Annotated in this window: 16 protein-coding genes and 2 pseudogenes; 9 read left to right on the top strand and 9 right to left on the bottom strand. The window is 40.5% G+C overall.

Going from position 1 to position 14,904, the window contains the following annotated elements; all coding sequences use genetic code 11:
* The first annotated feature begins 22 nt into the window (after window positions 1-22).
* Together ACZ5XX_RS00485 and ACZ5XX_RS00480 are read left to right on the top strand one after the other, a co-directional pair.
* Window positions 23-769, top strand: coding sequence for a metallophosphoesterase (locus ACZ5XX_RS00485; RefSeq protein ID WP_464584549.1), 747 nt, complete (start codon window positions 23-25; stop codon window positions 767-769).
* Window positions 769-3,348: an ATP-dependent helicase gene (locus ACZ5XX_RS00480; protein ID WP_464584546.1), complete on the top strand. Its 2,580-nt coding sequence runs from the start codon at window positions 769-771 to the stop codon at window positions 3,346-3,348. The genes ACZ5XX_RS00485 and ACZ5XX_RS00480 overlap by 1 nt, the downstream gene beginning before the upstream one ends.
* On the opposite strand, the gene ACZ5XX_RS00475 is transcribed toward ACZ5XX_RS00480, so the two are convergent.
* From ACZ5XX_RS00475 to ACZ5XX_RS00445, 7 genes and pseudogenes are all read right to left on the bottom strand, one after another.
* A complete protein-coding gene (locus ACZ5XX_RS00475) occupies window positions 3,326-4,036 on the bottom strand; it encodes a class I SAM-dependent methyltransferase (RefSeq protein WP_464584544.1) in 711 nt (236 codons plus the stop codon). The two genes, ACZ5XX_RS00480 and ACZ5XX_RS00475, sit on opposite strands and share 23 nt — an antisense overlap.
* Window positions 4,002-5,012 (bottom strand): dTDP-glucose 4,6-dehydratase, encoded by a 1,011-nt coding sequence (gene rfbB / locus ACZ5XX_RS00470; protein WP_464584542.1) that lies wholly within the window; start codon window positions 5,010-5,012, stop codon window positions 4,002-4,004. Before rfbB ends, ACZ5XX_RS00475 begins: the two co-directional genes overlap by 35 nt.
* A gap of 12 nt (window positions 5,013-5,024) precedes the next feature.
* Window positions 5,025-5,581, bottom strand: a pseudogene (rfbC, locus tag ACZ5XX_RS00465) (dTDP-4-dehydrorhamnose 3,5-epimerase).
* A gap of 5 nt (window positions 5,582-5,586) precedes the next feature.
* A pseudogene (gene rfbA, locus ACZ5XX_RS00460) lies at window positions 5,587-6,449 on the bottom strand (glucose-1-phosphate thymidylyltransferase RfbA).
* Window positions 6,446-6,976: an SDR family oxidoreductase gene (locus tag ACZ5XX_RS00455; RefSeq protein ID WP_464584540.1), complete on the bottom strand. Its 531-nt coding sequence runs from the start codon at window positions 6,974-6,976 to the stop codon at window positions 6,446-6,448. The pseudogene rfbA and the gene ACZ5XX_RS00455 overlap by 4 nt, the downstream one beginning before the upstream one ends.
* A complete protein-coding gene (locus tag ACZ5XX_RS00450) occupies window positions 6,948-7,190 on the bottom strand; it encodes a sugar nucleotide-binding protein (protein ID WP_464584538.1) in 243 nt (80 codons plus the stop codon). The genes ACZ5XX_RS00455 and ACZ5XX_RS00450 overlap by 29 nt, the downstream gene beginning before the upstream one ends.
* Before the next feature lie 75 nt (window positions 7,191-7,265).
* A complete protein-coding gene (locus ACZ5XX_RS00445) occupies window positions 7,266-7,949 on the bottom strand; it encodes an HAD family hydrolase (RefSeq protein WP_464584536.1) in 684 nt (227 codons plus the stop codon).
* A gap of 76 nt (window positions 7,950-8,025) precedes the next feature.
* Between ACZ5XX_RS00445 and tsaA the strand changes: the two genes are divergently transcribed.
* Entirely contained in the window at window positions 8,026-8,427 is a 402-nt protein-coding gene (gene tsaA, locus ACZ5XX_RS00440) for a tRNA (N6-threonylcarbamoyladenosine(37)-N6)-methyltransferase TrmO (protein WP_464584534.1), read from the top strand.
* On the opposite strand, the gene ACZ5XX_RS00435 is transcribed toward tsaA, so the two are convergent.
* Window positions 8,424-8,900 carry a flavodoxin family protein gene (locus tag ACZ5XX_RS00435; protein WP_464584532.1) on the bottom strand — a complete coding sequence of 159 codons (477 nt, stop codon included), beginning with the start codon at window positions 8,898-8,900 and terminating at the stop codon, window positions 8,424-8,426. The two genes, tsaA and ACZ5XX_RS00435, sit on opposite strands and share 4 nt — an antisense overlap.
* A 215-nt stretch (window positions 8,901-9,115) precedes the next feature.
* Window positions 9,116-9,658, bottom strand: coding sequence for a MogA/MoaB family molybdenum cofactor biosynthesis protein (locus ACZ5XX_RS00430; protein WP_464584530.1), 543 nt, complete (start codon window positions 9,656-9,658; stop codon window positions 9,116-9,118).
* A 273-nt stretch (window positions 9,659-9,931) separates the two neighbouring features.
* Between ACZ5XX_RS00430 and ACZ5XX_RS00425 the strand changes: the two genes are divergently transcribed.
* From ACZ5XX_RS00425 to ACZ5XX_RS00400, 6 genes are read left to right on the top strand one after another with little or no spacing between them, the layout of a single operon-like run.
* The gene (locus ACZ5XX_RS00425; RefSeq protein ID WP_464584528.1) at window positions 9,932-10,438 is read left to right on the top strand and encodes an NOB1 family endonuclease; all 507 of its coding nucleotides are present in this window, start codon (window positions 9,932-9,934) and stop codon (window positions 10,436-10,438) included.
* Between the two features lie 6 nt (window positions 10,439-10,444).
* Window positions 10,445-11,560 (top strand): DUF2117 domain-containing protein, encoded by a 1,116-nt coding sequence (locus ACZ5XX_RS00420; RefSeq protein ID WP_464584526.1) that lies wholly within the window; start codon window positions 10,445-10,447, stop codon window positions 11,558-11,560.
* 16 nt (window positions 11,561-11,576) lie between these two features.
* Window positions 11,577-12,578, top strand: a complete 1,002-nt coding sequence (locus tag ACZ5XX_RS00415) for a methanogenesis marker 2 protein (RefSeq protein WP_464584524.1) — start codon at window positions 11,577-11,579, stop codon at window positions 12,576-12,578.
* A gap of 1 nt (window position 12,579) precedes the next feature.
* Window positions 12,580-14,124, top strand: coding sequence for a methyl-coenzyme M reductase-associated protein Mmp3 (gene mmp3, locus ACZ5XX_RS00410; protein ID WP_464584522.1), 1,545 nt, complete (start codon window positions 12,580-12,582; stop codon window positions 14,122-14,124).
* On the top strand, window positions 14,066-14,530 hold the full coding sequence (locus ACZ5XX_RS00405; RefSeq protein ID WP_464584520.1) for a methanogenesis marker 6 protein: 465 nt from the start codon (window positions 14,066-14,068) through the stop codon (window positions 14,528-14,530). The genes mmp3 and ACZ5XX_RS00405 overlap by 59 nt, the downstream gene beginning before the upstream one ends.
* 1 nt (window position 14,531) lies before the next feature.
* Entirely contained in the window at window positions 14,532-14,903 is a 372-nt protein-coding gene (locus tag ACZ5XX_RS00400; protein WP_464584518.1) for a DUF2111 domain-containing protein, read from the top strand.
* The last annotated feature ends 1 nt before the right edge of the window (window position 14,904 follow it).

Here is a 14,904-nt window from a genome sequence, read left to right as displayed (position 1 = left end):
TAATTAAATAAGATGGGGGAATATGATCGGCTTATTCAAGATAACCAAAAACCTTGAAATTTGCGACTTGGCACTTTTGATAGAGGATACGATGATAATCGCAGACCTACACCTAGGATATGAACAATACCTCAACAGGGAAGGTTTCATGCTCCCCAGTTTCCAATTCAGGAAGATAATAGACAGGATTGACAAGATAAAAGAATCTTCAGGAGCCGAGAACATAATAATAAATGGCGACCTAAAACACGAATTTGGTAAAGTCAGCTACCAAGAGAACAGGGAACTTAAAAAACTACTAGATTATCTAGAAGAAAATTTCAAAAAAATCACTTTAATAAAAGGCAACCATGACCCCATCATACCATACCTATCACAGCTGAAAAACTTTAAGATAGTAGATTCTATGGAATTCCAAAATCATCTCATAACTCATGGCCACCACATCCCAGAGAAAATAAAAACCCAAACTATAATAATAGGCCATGAACACCCTTGCATAGGCCTTAGGAGTGGTGAGAGGATAGAAAAGATTAAATGCTACATTAAAGGCCCATTCCAGGGTAAAAAATTGGTTGTTATGCCATCATTCAATTTCGTGACCGAAGGTTCAGATATACTGCACGAGGCTATAATCTCACCCTTTCTAAAAGAAAGCAAATTATCAAAGTTCAGAGTATATGCAGTGGAAGATTTCAAAGTGTTCGATTTTGGGACGGTGGAGGACATCACAAGGATTATGGGAGAGCAACTGGTAAGGGGATTGTGATGATAAAAAAACAAGAGAAAAAGTACAACTCCAAGGAAATATATGCTATACTCCACCCATGGGTTAGAAGATGGTTCAAAAGCCGGTTCAAGGATTTCACAGAAGCCCAAAGGTATGCTATAAAGGAAATACACAATGGGAAAAACGTGCTAATATCCTCACCCACCGGCTCGGGTAAAACTCTCACAGCATTCCTATCAATAATAAGCGAATTAACTAGACTAGCTGAAAAAGGAGAACTAGAAGATAAGGTCTATTGTATCTATGTATCACCCCTTAAGGCCCTCGACAATGACATAGAAAAGAACCTTGACGAACCCCTTAAAGAGATCCAAAAAATAGCAGGAAAAAAACTTGGGATAAGAAAGGCTGTTAGAACAGGTGACACAACACAAAGCGAACGTTCAAGGATGCTCAGGAAACCACCACACATACTCATCACAACACCAGAGACCCTCGCAATCATACTAGTAGCCCCAAAGTTCAGGAAAAAACTCTCCCATGTAAAATATGTTATAGTTGATGAAATACACGCCCTAGCAGATAACAAGAGGGGAGTTCACCTCTCACTAAGCCTTGAACGTTTACAGCACATTATAGGAGACTTCATAAGGATAGGATTATCAGCTACAGTACACCCACTAGAGAGGATCGCGAAATTCCTTGTAGGATACCATGAAGGAAAACCCCGTGATTGTCTAATAATCGACGTAGATTATAGGAAAAAATTGGACCTAGAACTCATATGCCCAGTAGATGATATAGTAGCCGCAGACCCTGAAGAAGTTAACAATGCCATTTATGACATACTCGACGAGCTTATAAGCGAACATAAAACAACCTTAATATTCACCAACACTCGAAGCGGCACAGAAAGCGTAGTCTACAACCTAAAAAGCCGTTTCCCCGACAAATACAATGATGATAATATAATGGCCCACCACTCATCCCTCTCAAGGGAACTGAGACTAGAAGCCGAGGACAAACTAAAAAATGGTAAACTAAAGGCAGTCGTATCATCAACATCATTGGAACTTGGAATAGATATTGGATACATCGACCTAGTCATACTCCTAAGTTCACCCAAGTCAGTTTCAAGGGCCTTGCAACGCATAGGGAGAAGTGGGCATCGATTACATGAAAAATCAAAGGGTCGTATCATAGTAACTGACAGGGACGATTTAGTTGAATGTGCCATGATACTTAAAAATTGTCTCGAGGGCAAAATCGATGAAATAAACATACCAGAAAATTGCCTGGATGTATTAGCCCAACACTTATATGGTATGGCTATAGAACACAGATGGAGTTTGGATTATGCTTTAGAGGTTGTGAAGAGAAGCTACTGTTACCGGAACCTTTCAAGGGAAGATTATATGAAGGTCTTAAAGTATCTTGCAGGTGAATATGCAGACCTCGAGGAACGTTATGTTTATGCTAAGATTTGGTTGGACCATGAAAATGGAGAGTTCGGACGCCGCGGAAAACTTGCAAGGATGCTCTATTCCACGAACATCGGAACAATACCTGACAGAAGCTCTGCTGTTGTGAAATGTAAAGGGAAAGTTGTTGGTAGAATAGATGAAGAATTCCTCGAGAAATTGCGAAAAGGTGACACATTCGTATTAGGAGGTAAAATTTACAGGTTCAATTATACCAGGGGCATGACAGTTAACGTAACCCCAGCTTCTGGACCCCCAACAATACCATCATGGTTCTCAGAACAATTACCTTTATCATTTGACCTGGCAGTTGACATACAACGTTTCAGGGACGTCTTAGATGCTAAGTTTCATTATGGTAGGAGTAAAAGTGAGATAATAGAGTTTATAGTGGATTATCTTCACCTTGATTATAATGCAGCCCATGCAATCTACCAGTATTTCAGAGAACAATACCTTTATGCGAAGATACCTAGCAAGCGCCGTTTACTCGTTGAATTCTATAAAGGATTCGGTGGGAGGAAATTCATAGTATTCCATGGTTTGTTTGGCAGACGAGTTAATGACGCACTATCCCGTGCCATAGCATATATCATCGCCAAAAAATACAAGAGGGATGTTATGATATCAGTAACAGACAATGGGTTTTATCTGAGCTCTGATGGTAAAATGGGCGGACTGGAATCATTACAAAGATTAGACCCTGAAAATCTGCGGAGGATCCTCACATGGGCCATTGACAAGACAGAAACACTAACAGGCAGGTTCAGGCACTGTGCTGCGCGTTCACTAATGATACTCCGCCGTTACAAAGGCAAAGAAAAATCAGTTGGGAGACAACAAGTAAAAAGCAGAATATTATTAAATTTTGTTAAAGAATTGGATGAAAATTTCCCAATACTAAAAGAGGCGAGAAGAGAGGTCCTAGAAGACTACATGGATATAAAGAATGCTAAAAAAGTCCTTAAATGGATAAAAGATGGTGCGATGAGGATAGAGAAGATAGACACGAGGATACCATCGCCATTTGCATTCAACCTAGTCGCACAAGGATACCTTGATGTTCTAAAATATGAAGAAAGGATAGAGTTCATAAAAAGGATGCACAAAGCCATCATAGAACAGATAAAGACTTGACTAGGCGAAGCATTTCATCTGCTGATGGTCTGAAAATATAATCCACCCTTTCTAGTTTAGCATCAACCTTTCCCTGGAGATGCTCTAATGTCCGTTTCAAGTAGATAGACTTTCTACCATCCTCTTTTACAAGAGGGTATATTCTCACCTCACCCTTTGATACCCTTAACATTTCATTAATACTCTCTAGGTGGAATTTCCAGTCAAGTCTGTGATCATAAATATAAAGTAAGTGGGAGCATAGTACAAGATGAAAACTGTCATCCGGAAATGGAAGCTCCCTAACATCAGCCATTATATACCTTTCACCTTTACCCATCTTGTAATCAGACATGAAAATCTTACAAGCCTTTAAACGTTCCCTGAACATCTCATCAGGATCCTTATAAAACTTCCAAATATAGGAGCCTTTTTTCTCCAAGGCCTTTTTAAGGACCTTCAAGTGCTCGGCGCACATCTGATAGAGTATCCTGGGACTTTTATCATAGAATGTGTCAACTGCTTTGACATCAAATCCTAGACTGTGCATGATCGGGGTGAATGAGCTTGCACCCGCTGCACAATCCAATATACTCTTACCCTTCAATTTTTCAATGCTTAAATTGAACATTTGAATGTATTCTTGGTATGTTCTCCCTGTGAATATCGGCCCTTTAATCATATAATCGTTTTCCATACATTTTCTCATAATATTCTTGGTATTCGCCGGTTTTTATATTCTCCCACCATCTCCTATTCTGGATGTACCATTTTATTGTCTCCTCCACTCCCTCCCTGAATTTATATGTTGGCCTCCATCCTAGTTCCCTTTTTATCTTCTTGGAGTCCATGGCATACCTCTGATCATGGCCTGGCCTGTCTTCCACGAATCTTATGAATGATTCATCCTTTCCAAGTATTTCTAGGATGAGTTTCACAACTTCTATGTTCTTTTTTTCGTTACCCCCACTAATATTGTAGATTTCCCCTGGCTTGGCATGGTGAAGTACCAGGTCTATGGCCCTGCAATGATCATATACGTGGATCCAATCCCTTATGTTCGTCCCGTCACCGTAGATAGGTAGGGGTTTGTTTTCGAGGGCGTTTGTTATCATGAGGGGTATGAATTTTTCAGGGAACTGGTATGGGCCGTAATTGTTGGATGAACGTGTGATATTAACTGGGAGGTCGTAGGTTTTATGGTACGCCCTTACAAATAGGTCTGCTGAGGCTTTACTCGCCGCATAGGGACTGTTAGGGGATAGTGGCGTTTCCTCAGTGAAATAGCACTTTTCACAGGATCCATACACTTCATCTGTTGACATTTGTATATATTTTTGTATATCATGCCTTTTAGCGGCTTCTAGTAATGTTTGCGTCCCTATTACATTGGTTTTAAGAAATTTATCAGGGTTTTGGATGCTCCTGTCCACGTGCGATTCGGCTGCGAAGTTTATTATAACATCCGCGTCCTTGGTAAGATCATTCACCAGCCTCTTGTCCGTGATATCACCTTTCACGAACTTGTAATTTGGACTGTCATCAACTCCTTGAAGGTTTTCAAGGTTTCCACAGTATGTGAGAGCGTCCAAGTTTATTATCTCATACTTTGGGTGCTCTTTTAGCATGTATCTTATGAAGTTGCTTCCTATGAAACCGGCGCCCCCAGTCACTATAATCCTCATTTTTTATCAAGCCTATAATTTTATGGGCTTCTCATCTAGGGTCTTCCAATTTTTATCCTTTTCTGATAATATGATCTTATCTACCTGGTTTAGAGGCCATTTGATGGAAATGGTAGGGTCATCCCAGCGTATGCCACCCTCATATTCTGGGTAGTAAAATTCTGTGCACTTATAATCTACTATAGCATGGTCTGAGAGGACTAAGAAGCCGTGCGCGAACCCTTCAGGTATATAAAATTGTTTTTTGTTCTCTTCGGATAATATGACAGCTTCCCATTCCCCATATGTTGGCGAGCCTTTGCGGAGATCCACTGCAACATCAAAGATCTTCCCCTTTATAGCTCTTACAAGTTTGCCCTGGGGTTTCTTATACTGGAAATGCAAACCCCTTAAGACGCCTTTCTTTGACTTTGATTCGTTGTCTTGGACAAATTTTACCTTCAGTCCAGCTTTCTCGAATTCTCTCATATTATATGTTCCATGAAGTATCCTCTTTCATCCTCGAAAGCCAATGGTTTGATAACAAAGGGGCCATCGAGTCTACCCTTCGTGAATTTGAATTTTCCCATTAATATCACTCTCGTACAAGATCGGCCAAGTATTTTCCATAATCCGTATTTTTAAGCTTCTCTGATTGTTCAAGGACTTTTCTTTATCTATTCACCCTTTATTGTATGCTATCTCCTCTAGGCATGCTATATAGAATCCTTGTCTTCTCTGTATTGCCTCAATAAAACTACTTGCCTCGAGCAATCCAATTGGGGTTCCTGTGTCCAACCAAGCCATCCCTCTTCCAAGTATTTCAACCTTCACTTTCCCCATTTTAAAGTAGACTTGGTTAACTGATGTTATTTCTAGTTCACCCCTCTCAGAGGGTTTTTATCTCCTTGGCGATCTCAACCACTTGATTGTCGTAAAAGTATAAGCCTGGGACAACATAATTTGATTTTGGCTTTTCAGGTTTCTCTTCTAATGATATGACATTCCCATCATCAAATTCAACCACGCCAAACTCCCTCGGATCCTTAACATAATATCCGAAGATGATAGCACCTTCTTTGAGTGAAGCGGCCCTTTCAAGTATCTCAGTGAAACGGTAACCATAAAATATATTATCTCCGAGTATGAGGGCTACTTTTTCATCGCCGATGAAATCTTCCCCCACCAGAAACGCGTCCGCGTCCCCCCGGGCTCTTCCTGGATCTTATATGAAAATTTAACACCAAATTGGTCCCCGCTCCCTAGAAGGTCCTTGTAGAGTGGCAGGTCACGGGGTGTTGATATGATTAGGATGTCTCTTATACCTGCGAGCATTAGAACAGATAATGGATAATATATCATTGGCTTATCATATACTGGGAGTAATTGTTTTGAAACAGCCCTTGTTATTGGGTAGAGGCGGGTTCCGGACCCTCCAGCGAGTACTATTCCTTTCAAAATTCCAACCCCATGAGATAGTCTTGTAAAGCCAGCCTATAATTTCTTAGAGTGGGGAATCCTTCCATTTTCCAATTATAATTTTTTAGAATGGAACATTTAGGTCTTCTGGCGGGTCTTTTGAACTCATTACTATTCACTGGTTCTAGGCTTATGTTAATGTCGGCCTCTTTAAACACTTCTTTTGCAAATTCATACCATGAACAATGGCCACTGCTAGTTATATGGTAGATACCATAGGCCTGTTTTCTAATGAGTTTTCCTATGGCCTTTGCAAGATCTAAAGTGTAGGTTGGGGATCCTATCTGATCATCAACTACTTGTATCTTTTCATTTTCTTCGGCTAATTTTAGGATTGTCTTTACAAAGTTTCTTCCATGTTTTCCGAAAAGCCATGATGTCCTTACAATGTAGAATTTGTTGGTAAACTCTCTTACACATACTTCCCCAAGGTATTTAGTGAGTCCATAAAAGTTTATAGGGTTTGGTTTGTCGAATTCATAATAGCCCTCTCTTTTTTTCGCCATCAAAGATGTAATCGGTTGATATGTAGACTATTGGAGCCTTAACCTTGGAAGCAGCTAATGTAACGTTCCTTGTGCCGAGGACGTTAACCTTATAGGCTTTGTTCTTTTCTGATTCTGCGGCATCAACGTCTGTGAACGCTGCTGTGTGTATTATTATATCTGGTTTGGATCTGCCGATAAACTCTAGCAGATCCTCAAGGATGGTGATGTCCACTCTTTTTTGTGATTATCTTATGATGATCTGAAAGCGTTTTTACTAGGTCTTTGCCGAGCATCCCAGTGGCGCCGGTTATGAATATTCGCATGATATCATATTTTTTCGGATTATCTTTATGAATTTTTCCCTCTCTTTTAGACTTTTAAGCACATGGTCTGCCCCGGCCTTTTTTAGATTCTCTATGGTGAAGTCTCCCGTGGCCACGCCGATTGTAAGTGTACCCACTTTTTTCCCGGCTTTCATATCCCTTGGAGTGTCCCCTACTAATATGCTATTTTTTGGGTTTATATTATTGTAGATTTTTTTAGCCTTGTTTAAGGCTATTTGTAGGATTGTGCTCCTTTTACATCCTTCATCCCCAAAACCGCCGAAACTGAAATGGTCATCAAATTTCGCCTTTTTTAATTTAAGCCAGGCTATATCCTCTATGTTACCTGTAACTATTCCCGTGGGAATCTCCATATCCTCTATGGTGTCTAGTATTTCATGAGCCCCATCTAAAGGCTTTATTTTCTCTCTTTTCAGGTTTTTCTTGTAATGGTATACTATCTTTTCTCTAATATCATCAAAATCATGTATATGTATATCATTTTCCTTTGCAAAATAGTATATTATCTGTTTATCAGTCATCCCCTGGATATTATGGATATTTAGGGTGACATCAACGCCATAAATGTCTTTAAAGGCCTTTTTAAATGAATAAAAGTGGCAATGTGAACCTATAAGCAATGTTTTATCAATATCAAAAAAGATCATCATCTCACCTAGGTTACCTATTATTGATATTCATAGGCATATAATATTATGTTTAGCATATCTTAGGTGAGTTTATATGAAAATAATTTTGAAGCCTGTGGGTATTATTAGATCCCCTTATAAAAATGTTTCAGAGGCACCGCCTCAGGGCGTTTATTCAAAAAAAGACAGTGTAATCCATATCTTCCCAGAATTTCAGGAAGCATTAGATGGTATCATGAAATATGAATATTATTTCATCCTTTATTGGATGGATAAGGCTGAGCGTAACCTTCTCAAAGTCGTTCCACGGGGTGGTGGGAGAAAAAGGGGTGTTTTTTCAACAAGGGCGCCTTCAAGGCCTAATCCCATAGGTTTATGTCTTGTTGAATTGAAGAAGGTGGAGGATTGTGATCTTACTGTGAATGGTTTAGATGCTGTTGACGGCTCCTATGTCATCGACATAAAACCCTACTTTGAGGATATAGACTCGCCCTAATCCCCCGCCTTCACATCTTCTATGAAAGATTCTATTTTATCATGGTAGGATTTGTCTTTTATCTCTGAGCCGGTAACATCTAGAGTGGCTACTGGTTCCTTTCCTGTTATTTCTTTCATGACCTTTATTGTATCTTCAAATCCTGAACCAGCATATGTGCAGAAAAAGGCGACTTTTTTGAACTTTTCTTTGTTCTCTTTTAAATATGTGATGATGGGGAGTGATGGTCTAGCAGCCCATATAGGCGTTCCAATGATAACAAGCTCATAATCTCTAGGATCCTTTTCATAGGCTTTTAGCATGGCCTCTTTTTTCATTAGAGCATGATAGCCTAGCCTCAGAAGTCCAATAGGCCCTGAAAAGTCTTGTTTGCTATGTATTTCTTCGATGTCGCATTTGAGTGTTGAAGCAATCCTCTTCGCGACTTTACGGGTGTTCCCACTTCTTGAATAATATGCTACAAGGGTTTTCATAATAATAATTTGGGTTTTTATTCTAATAAATATGTTGGGGGTGTGGTGGCTTCCTCGATACCTTTGGGGGGGTGAAAACAAATTAGATGGTGGGGGGAGCTGGAAACTCTCCCACTATTTTTTGGAAGCCACCTTCTGTGGAATAAAAAAATAGTCTTTTTTTTTTTGGGGGGTGAAGTTGCATTTCCTATCTCTAAAGGTTCTCATATATAAACTTAATGGTTTGGGTGTTCCCTCACATGTTTGATAATATGTCCAAGCTCCTCTAGGATAATACCTAACCCCATCTTAACGGCATTAGGAGAACCTGGGAGGGCTATGATAAGAGAATCCTTGTATATGCCTGCAGTGGCCCTTGTTATGATAACACCAGCCCCTAACTCCTTATAGGACTCGTATCTGAAGATCTCCCCAAAACCTTCCAATTCTTTTTCGAATAATCCCCTTAAAGTTTCAATGGTAATATCCCTTTTCCCAATCCCTGTACCACCAGTTGTGAATATGACCATAGCACCCTGGCGGATCATTTCATTCACCGCTGCTATAAGACTCTCTGGATCATCACCTATAAGCTTGTATCCCATAACCTGATACTTCTCCTTTAAATTTTCATAGAGTAACCGGCCTGAAATGTCAGTAGATGGGGGTCTTTCAACTGTTCCATGTTCACGTGCCTGGGAGTCACTTAGTGTTATTATAGCACATTTTATCATGGATGGTGCCGTTTTCCTATGCTCTTCCATCGTCCTACTCTTCATACCTAAAACCCTTTATCAAAGAGATAATATATTATAGTTACCTTAAAATGGCGGGGGTAGGGTTTTTCTTTGGATTGGAGGCGGCTTCGATTCCAAGTTGGACGACCAAAATAAGTTTGAATGTCCCAAACCCTACCCATTCCAAGTATATGTTTTCAAACATTTAAAAACTTTTCGCCAGATCTAATAAAAAGAATATAATGGTACCATACAATAATAGGATGATCATAGAACCCCCAATCCAAGAATAGGGATCCAATATGGTGTGAAAATATGAAACTAGAAGAATATCATAAAATACTAGATTCTTCTGCATTCATTGGAGGGTACACCCCATCCGATGAAAAAAATTATACAATACCAGAGGTTACAGAAGAACTAAAAGACCTAAAATCGAGGATACTCCTCGAAAAATCACTAGAGGATGGCAACCTCAAAATAATCAACCCCAAAAAAGAATACATTGAAGAAACTGAAAGGCTCGCTGAAAGATCCGGCGACATTCTGAGATTGTCAAAGATAGACAAAAAAATCATAGCATTAACACTACAATTAAAAAACGAACAAGAAAAAGTGATGATGATCACAGACGATTACTCCATCCAAAACATCATGAAAATAATAAAAGTGCCGTTCAAGGCAATCATAACAGAGGGCATAAATGAAATATACCAATGGGAAAAAATCTGTATAGGATGCAAAAAAAGATACCCCCACAACTACCCATCAACACAATGTGAAATCTGTGGCTCCAAGATCATAAAAAAGAAAAGGAAATGATAACCCATGAAAATCGGTGTAGTAGTCCACGGCCCACAGATTGTAGACTCAGGATACGCCCTCAAAATAATAAAACTCTTAAAAGAATATGGGAAAGTCAAAGCACTCCTCGGCGGTACAATGGGGAGAACAGCAGTCTACGACGCCCACCTAGAAAACCTAATCGACATTTCCAAAAAAAGACTCCCAAGCCAATCAATAGACAAACTCGCAAAAGAAGGCCACGACATAATCTTCCTACTAAATTATGGAAAATCAAAGGTTACAGGCCATGGATTCGGCTACAAAGTCTTCATGAAAACAAAAACAAAACCAAAACTCATACAAATCGAAAGACCCGGTGAAAAAGACGGTACAGTAATCCCCTGGCACAAGTCGGCCAAAAGACTCGCAAAGGAAATCGCAGACAAATTAGGCCTCCAACTAGTCAAAACAGAAGATATAATAAAAAAAATGCATATAGACGAGCATGATAGACCCTCTGATGGGCGAGTATACCGGAGAATAATAGGGGTATCCAAGGATGAGAACATCTTCGTAAACGGTATAGTAATAGGCAAAGCAACCTCAGACAATGTCATATTAGTCGCTGAGGATGGGATAATAAAAGAGATCATCGGCGGGCAACTGAAAAAACATGGAGTGGAAAAACTGGGACCAGTAGACCTCGACAAGGCCATAGTCAAAACAGGACTCCTCAGAAGATCTGATAAGATTAAACCAAGGAAAGTGAAGGCAAGAAAACCCAAAAAGAAGCTTAAAGTAGCGTTCCTAGATCATGCCGCGGAGGACATTTACACCCTAAAAGGCTCTGACTTGGTTGTCACAGTAGGGGATGACACAAGCCTTGTAGCGGCTGACATACTCTATAGGTTTGACGTGCCAATCATCGGGATCACAGACGGAGACATTGACAAAGTAGTGGAGAAAGGCTTCAAAACAAAAGGGTCCATGATAATAGAATTCGAAAAGGGATGGGATGATATAATAGGCCGCAAAATCTTCAATGAAATCTTTAAGAAAAAGTATACAATTGAAATAGAGAAGATAGAAAATTTTAAAAAGAAGATCTTAAAGATTATAAATAACATGAATGTGCACTACCTTATAAAAGAAATATAAGTTTTGAGGTGGGCAATTGGACCTAGATTCAATAATAGAATCCGTGAAAAATTATGAGGGAATAACACGGAAAAAACCCATAAGAGAGGTTGTATCCCTACTCAATGAAGTTGACAAGGTATCAAGTAAAACATATATTAGTTTTGGAGATGATGCATCAGCAATACGCATCGGGGACGGTAAACTACTCCTAATAGCCGCTGATGGCATCTGGGGGCGTCTGATGGAAGCAGACCCATACTGGGCCGGGTACTGCTCAGTACTAGTCAATGTCAATGACATTGCAGCGATGGGCGGGGAACCCATTGGAATGGTTAATGTATTATCAGTAAAGGACAAAGAAACCTGCCAGAAGGTCTTGGAGGGCATAAAGGACGGTGTGGAAAAATTCGGAGTACCCATGGTAGGCGGCCACGTACACCCAGACACCCCCTATAATGCATTGGACGTTTCAATAACGGGATTAGTCTCTGAGGATGCTGTTATAACAAGCTGTGATGCGAAACCAGGAGATAAGATAATAATAGGCATAGACCTAGATGGCAGACAACACCCAAGCTTCCCACTTAACTGGGACACCACAAGCCACAAAGAACCAGAACTTGTAAAAGCCCAGATAAAAATCATGGAAGAAATCGCATCAAAAAAACTAGTAACAGCCGGCAAGGACATAAGCAACCCCGGGACGCTAGGAACCCTTGGAATGCTCCTAGAGGCATCGAATGTTGGCGCAACCATCCAACTAGAAAAAATCCCCAAGAAAAAAGGCATCAAATGGGAGGATTGGCTGCGATTATACCCAGGCGCCGGCTTCGTCCTCACAACAAAACCCAAAAATGCAAAAGAATGTATAAGCCTATTAGAATCCGTTAACATAACCTCAACCGTCGCTGGGGAGATAATAAACGAAAAAAAACTCTACATCACCCTAGATGATGAAAAAAGGACACTATTCGATTTTGAAAAAGACCTGATAATGGGGATACGAGAAGAAACCCAAAAAAATGGGGGAGAATAATTTGCTGATTAAAATCAACGGCCAAGAAGTCGAACTACCCGAAGGCTCCACAGTAAAGGATGCTATAAAAGCCACAAAAGCCCCCCACATAGAAGGTTCAGTCATAGGCGTCATAAAAGGAAAAGAAGAATTCGAAAAACACATCAACAAATACAAGATCAAAACAACAGCAGGAAGCATCATAATCGAAATACTAGAAGATGAAAAGATCAACCCACTCATAAAAGCCTGGAGAGAAAATTACAAAAAATTCAAAGGCCAAAGAATAAGATGGACAACACCAGACGAGGTGGCCATAGGCCCCATCAAAACAAGCCTAGAACCCACACACCAAGAACACCAATACAATAAAAACGAGGTAATATTAAGCCTCTCAGGTTTCAGCCCGGAATCTACACATGTAATATTCAGCAAAGATGAACACTCAAGCATATACGGTGCCCCACCATACAACAGGGGGGTTTTCGCGAAGATAACAGGAGGTAGAAGAACACTACTACTACTCACAGAAGACGACCACATTAAAGAAGTCGAACCCGTGATAGAACGTAGAAGCATAATCGAAAGCGCCGCCGTAACAGACCTTAACACCATACTAGAAGATGGAAACCAAATATTCACCTACGTCAAAGTAAAACCCACAGAGGATTCCCCAGAATCGGTTGAACACTTCTTCTCACTAGTAGAGGATGGTAAAGTCAAAGTAGACTACGAATCCAATTCATTCATAGGATTCTACACGTTGGAGGGTATCAGGAAGGGCTTAGAGCGCATAGAACAGAGAAAAAGGGGGACAGTAACCCTTAGGAACAGGGGGAGAGGGGCTGGACGCGTATACATTTACCGAGAAGACAGAGTTTCAACACCATCACACAACCTAATAGGAACAGTCCAAAAGGGAATGGAATTAATAGATATAGCAAGACAAGGAGACCAGATAACAATAGAATGCGAACCAGGCAGGATAATGACAGTTAACATGACACAAAAAGAAGCGGAAAAATACCTCCAAGAACATGGAATAGAGCAGATAAGAGATGGCCTGCAAGACGATAAAGCCATCATAGTAAAACAAGATCCCAAATATACAATGGACATCCTAAAAGAGAAGAAAGTTAAAACATTCGGCGTCGAAGAAGACAAACTCCTAGAAATAGAGATGGATGAAAAAGCACCACGCTCAACATGGTACTTCAAAAAAATCTCAGGACTCATAGACTCGCCCATAGGATCAATAGAAGTCCACTTCGCCTTCCCAGGCATGAAAGTAGTGATGTTCAAAGGCGAGAAAAGCGAAGCCAAGGGCATAATACCAGAGAACACGCCAACAGGATGCGTCAGGGCAGGGGAACTAGGAGTGACCAATATGTCACGCCACCATGTGGGCCTGATCGGAGTAAGACTCGAAGACAACGACGAATTTGGCCCAACAGGCGAACCATTCAACGCCACAAACATAATAGGGAGGATAACAAAAGGCCTGGAAAATGTTGAAAAATTCAAAGAGGGAGATACAGTCTATGTTAGAGAAAAAAAGTCAAGATGAATCCACGAGGATGGTAATACTGGGGCCGAATGCAAACTTAAGCCCAGCCGAACTCGTCCACAAGATTCACATGATGGGCCTACCACTCACAATAAAATCCACCTGCTATGGTGCGTTAATCCACGGAGAAAAAGAACTCGTGGAAAGAGCCGCCAAGGAGATAAGAGAATTCGACCCGAACAACATATTCCTAAAAGAGAGAGGATTCCCACCAGGAGACCCTAGAAGGTGCAGGGCACACAGGGGTGGTGCCAGAGAAGGCTTCCACCAACTCGAAAAAGAATTCAAATTATTAGGATATGTGAGCGAAGCCCTATCAAAGCCACAGAAGGTAAGCCTCCATGAGAAGAAAAGAATAGACATTAAAACTTTCAAGAAGATAGCCGAGGATATAATGAGGGTTTAAAATGGAGATAACCCCATCATCAACCGGGAAAGAACTCAAAGAACTCGCAACTTGTATACACGAACTTGTAGGACGCCTACCCCTCACAATAAGAAGCAGAGAAAAAAAAGGCCTCAGACTAGAAGAGGGCGAAATATTAGATTACAACTACACGGGACCAGTACTTGAAAAAGTTCTAAGAACAGGGAAAACCGCGAGAGAAATCCCAGAAACAGGACCATACAAGGGCACGCCAGTCATCGTAGTCCCACTGAAAGAAAAAGGGGAAATTATAGGGGCCATAGGCATCGTCGACATAACAAAGGGCATATTCACAGATGTCAGAGAAATTTCAAGAAGACCAACCCCCACAAACAAGGGAAAGGAGGAGTAAA

This window comes from Methanothermobacter crinale (assembly GCF_055397825.1).
The sequence above is the reverse complement of the archived record's forward strand: the minus strand, read 5'-3'. Positions and strand labels throughout refer to the sequence as shown.

Excerpts from the sequence above, each read along its gene's own strand:
- ACZ5XX_RS00485 (WP_464584549.1), top strand. The coding sequence starts at position 23 with ATGATCGGCTTATTCAAGATAACCAAAAACCTTGAAATTTGCGACTTG.
- ACZ5XX_RS00480 (WP_464584546.1), top strand. The coding sequence starts at position 769 with ATGATAAAAAAACAAGAGAAAAAGTACAACTCCAAGGAAATATATGCT.
- ACZ5XX_RS00475 (WP_464584544.1), bottom strand. The coding sequence starts at position 4,036 with ATGAGAAAATGTATGGAAAACGATTATATGATTAAAGGGCCGATATTC.
- rfbB (WP_464584542.1), bottom strand. The coding sequence starts at position 5,012 with ATGAGGATTATAGTGACTGGGGGCGCCGGTTTCATAGGAAGCAACTTC.
- ACZ5XX_RS00455 (WP_464584540.1), bottom strand. The coding sequence starts at position 6,976 with ATGGCGAAAAAAAGAGAGGGCTATTATGAATTCGACAAACCAAACCCT.
- ACZ5XX_RS00445 (WP_464584536.1), bottom strand. The coding sequence starts at position 7,949 with ATGATCTTTTTTGATATTGATAAAACATTGCTTATAGGTTCACATTGC.
- tsaA (WP_464584534.1), top strand. The coding sequence starts at position 8,026 with ATGAAAATAATTTTGAAGCCTGTGGGTATTATTAGATCCCCTTATAAA.
- ACZ5XX_RS00435 (WP_464584532.1), bottom strand. The coding sequence starts at position 8,900 with ATGAAAACCCTTGTAGCATATTATTCAAGAAGTGGGAACACCCGTAAA.
- ACZ5XX_RS00430 (WP_464584530.1), bottom strand. The coding sequence starts at position 9,658 with ATGAAGAGTAGGACGATGGAAGAGCATAGGAAAACGGCACCATCCATG.
- ACZ5XX_RS00425 (WP_464584528.1), top strand. The coding sequence starts at position 9,932 with ATGAAACTAGAAGAATATCATAAAATACTAGATTCTTCTGCATTCATT.
- ACZ5XX_RS00420 (WP_464584526.1), top strand. The coding sequence starts at position 10,445 with ATGAAAATCGGTGTAGTAGTCCACGGCCCACAGATTGTAGACTCAGGA.
- ACZ5XX_RS00405 (WP_464584520.1), top strand. The coding sequence starts at position 14,066 with ATGTTGAAAAATTCAAAGAGGGAGATACAGTCTATGTTAGAGAAAAAA.
- ACZ5XX_RS00400 (WP_464584518.1), top strand. The coding sequence starts at position 14,532 with ATGGAGATAACCCCATCATCAACCGGGAAAGAACTCAAAGAACTCGCA.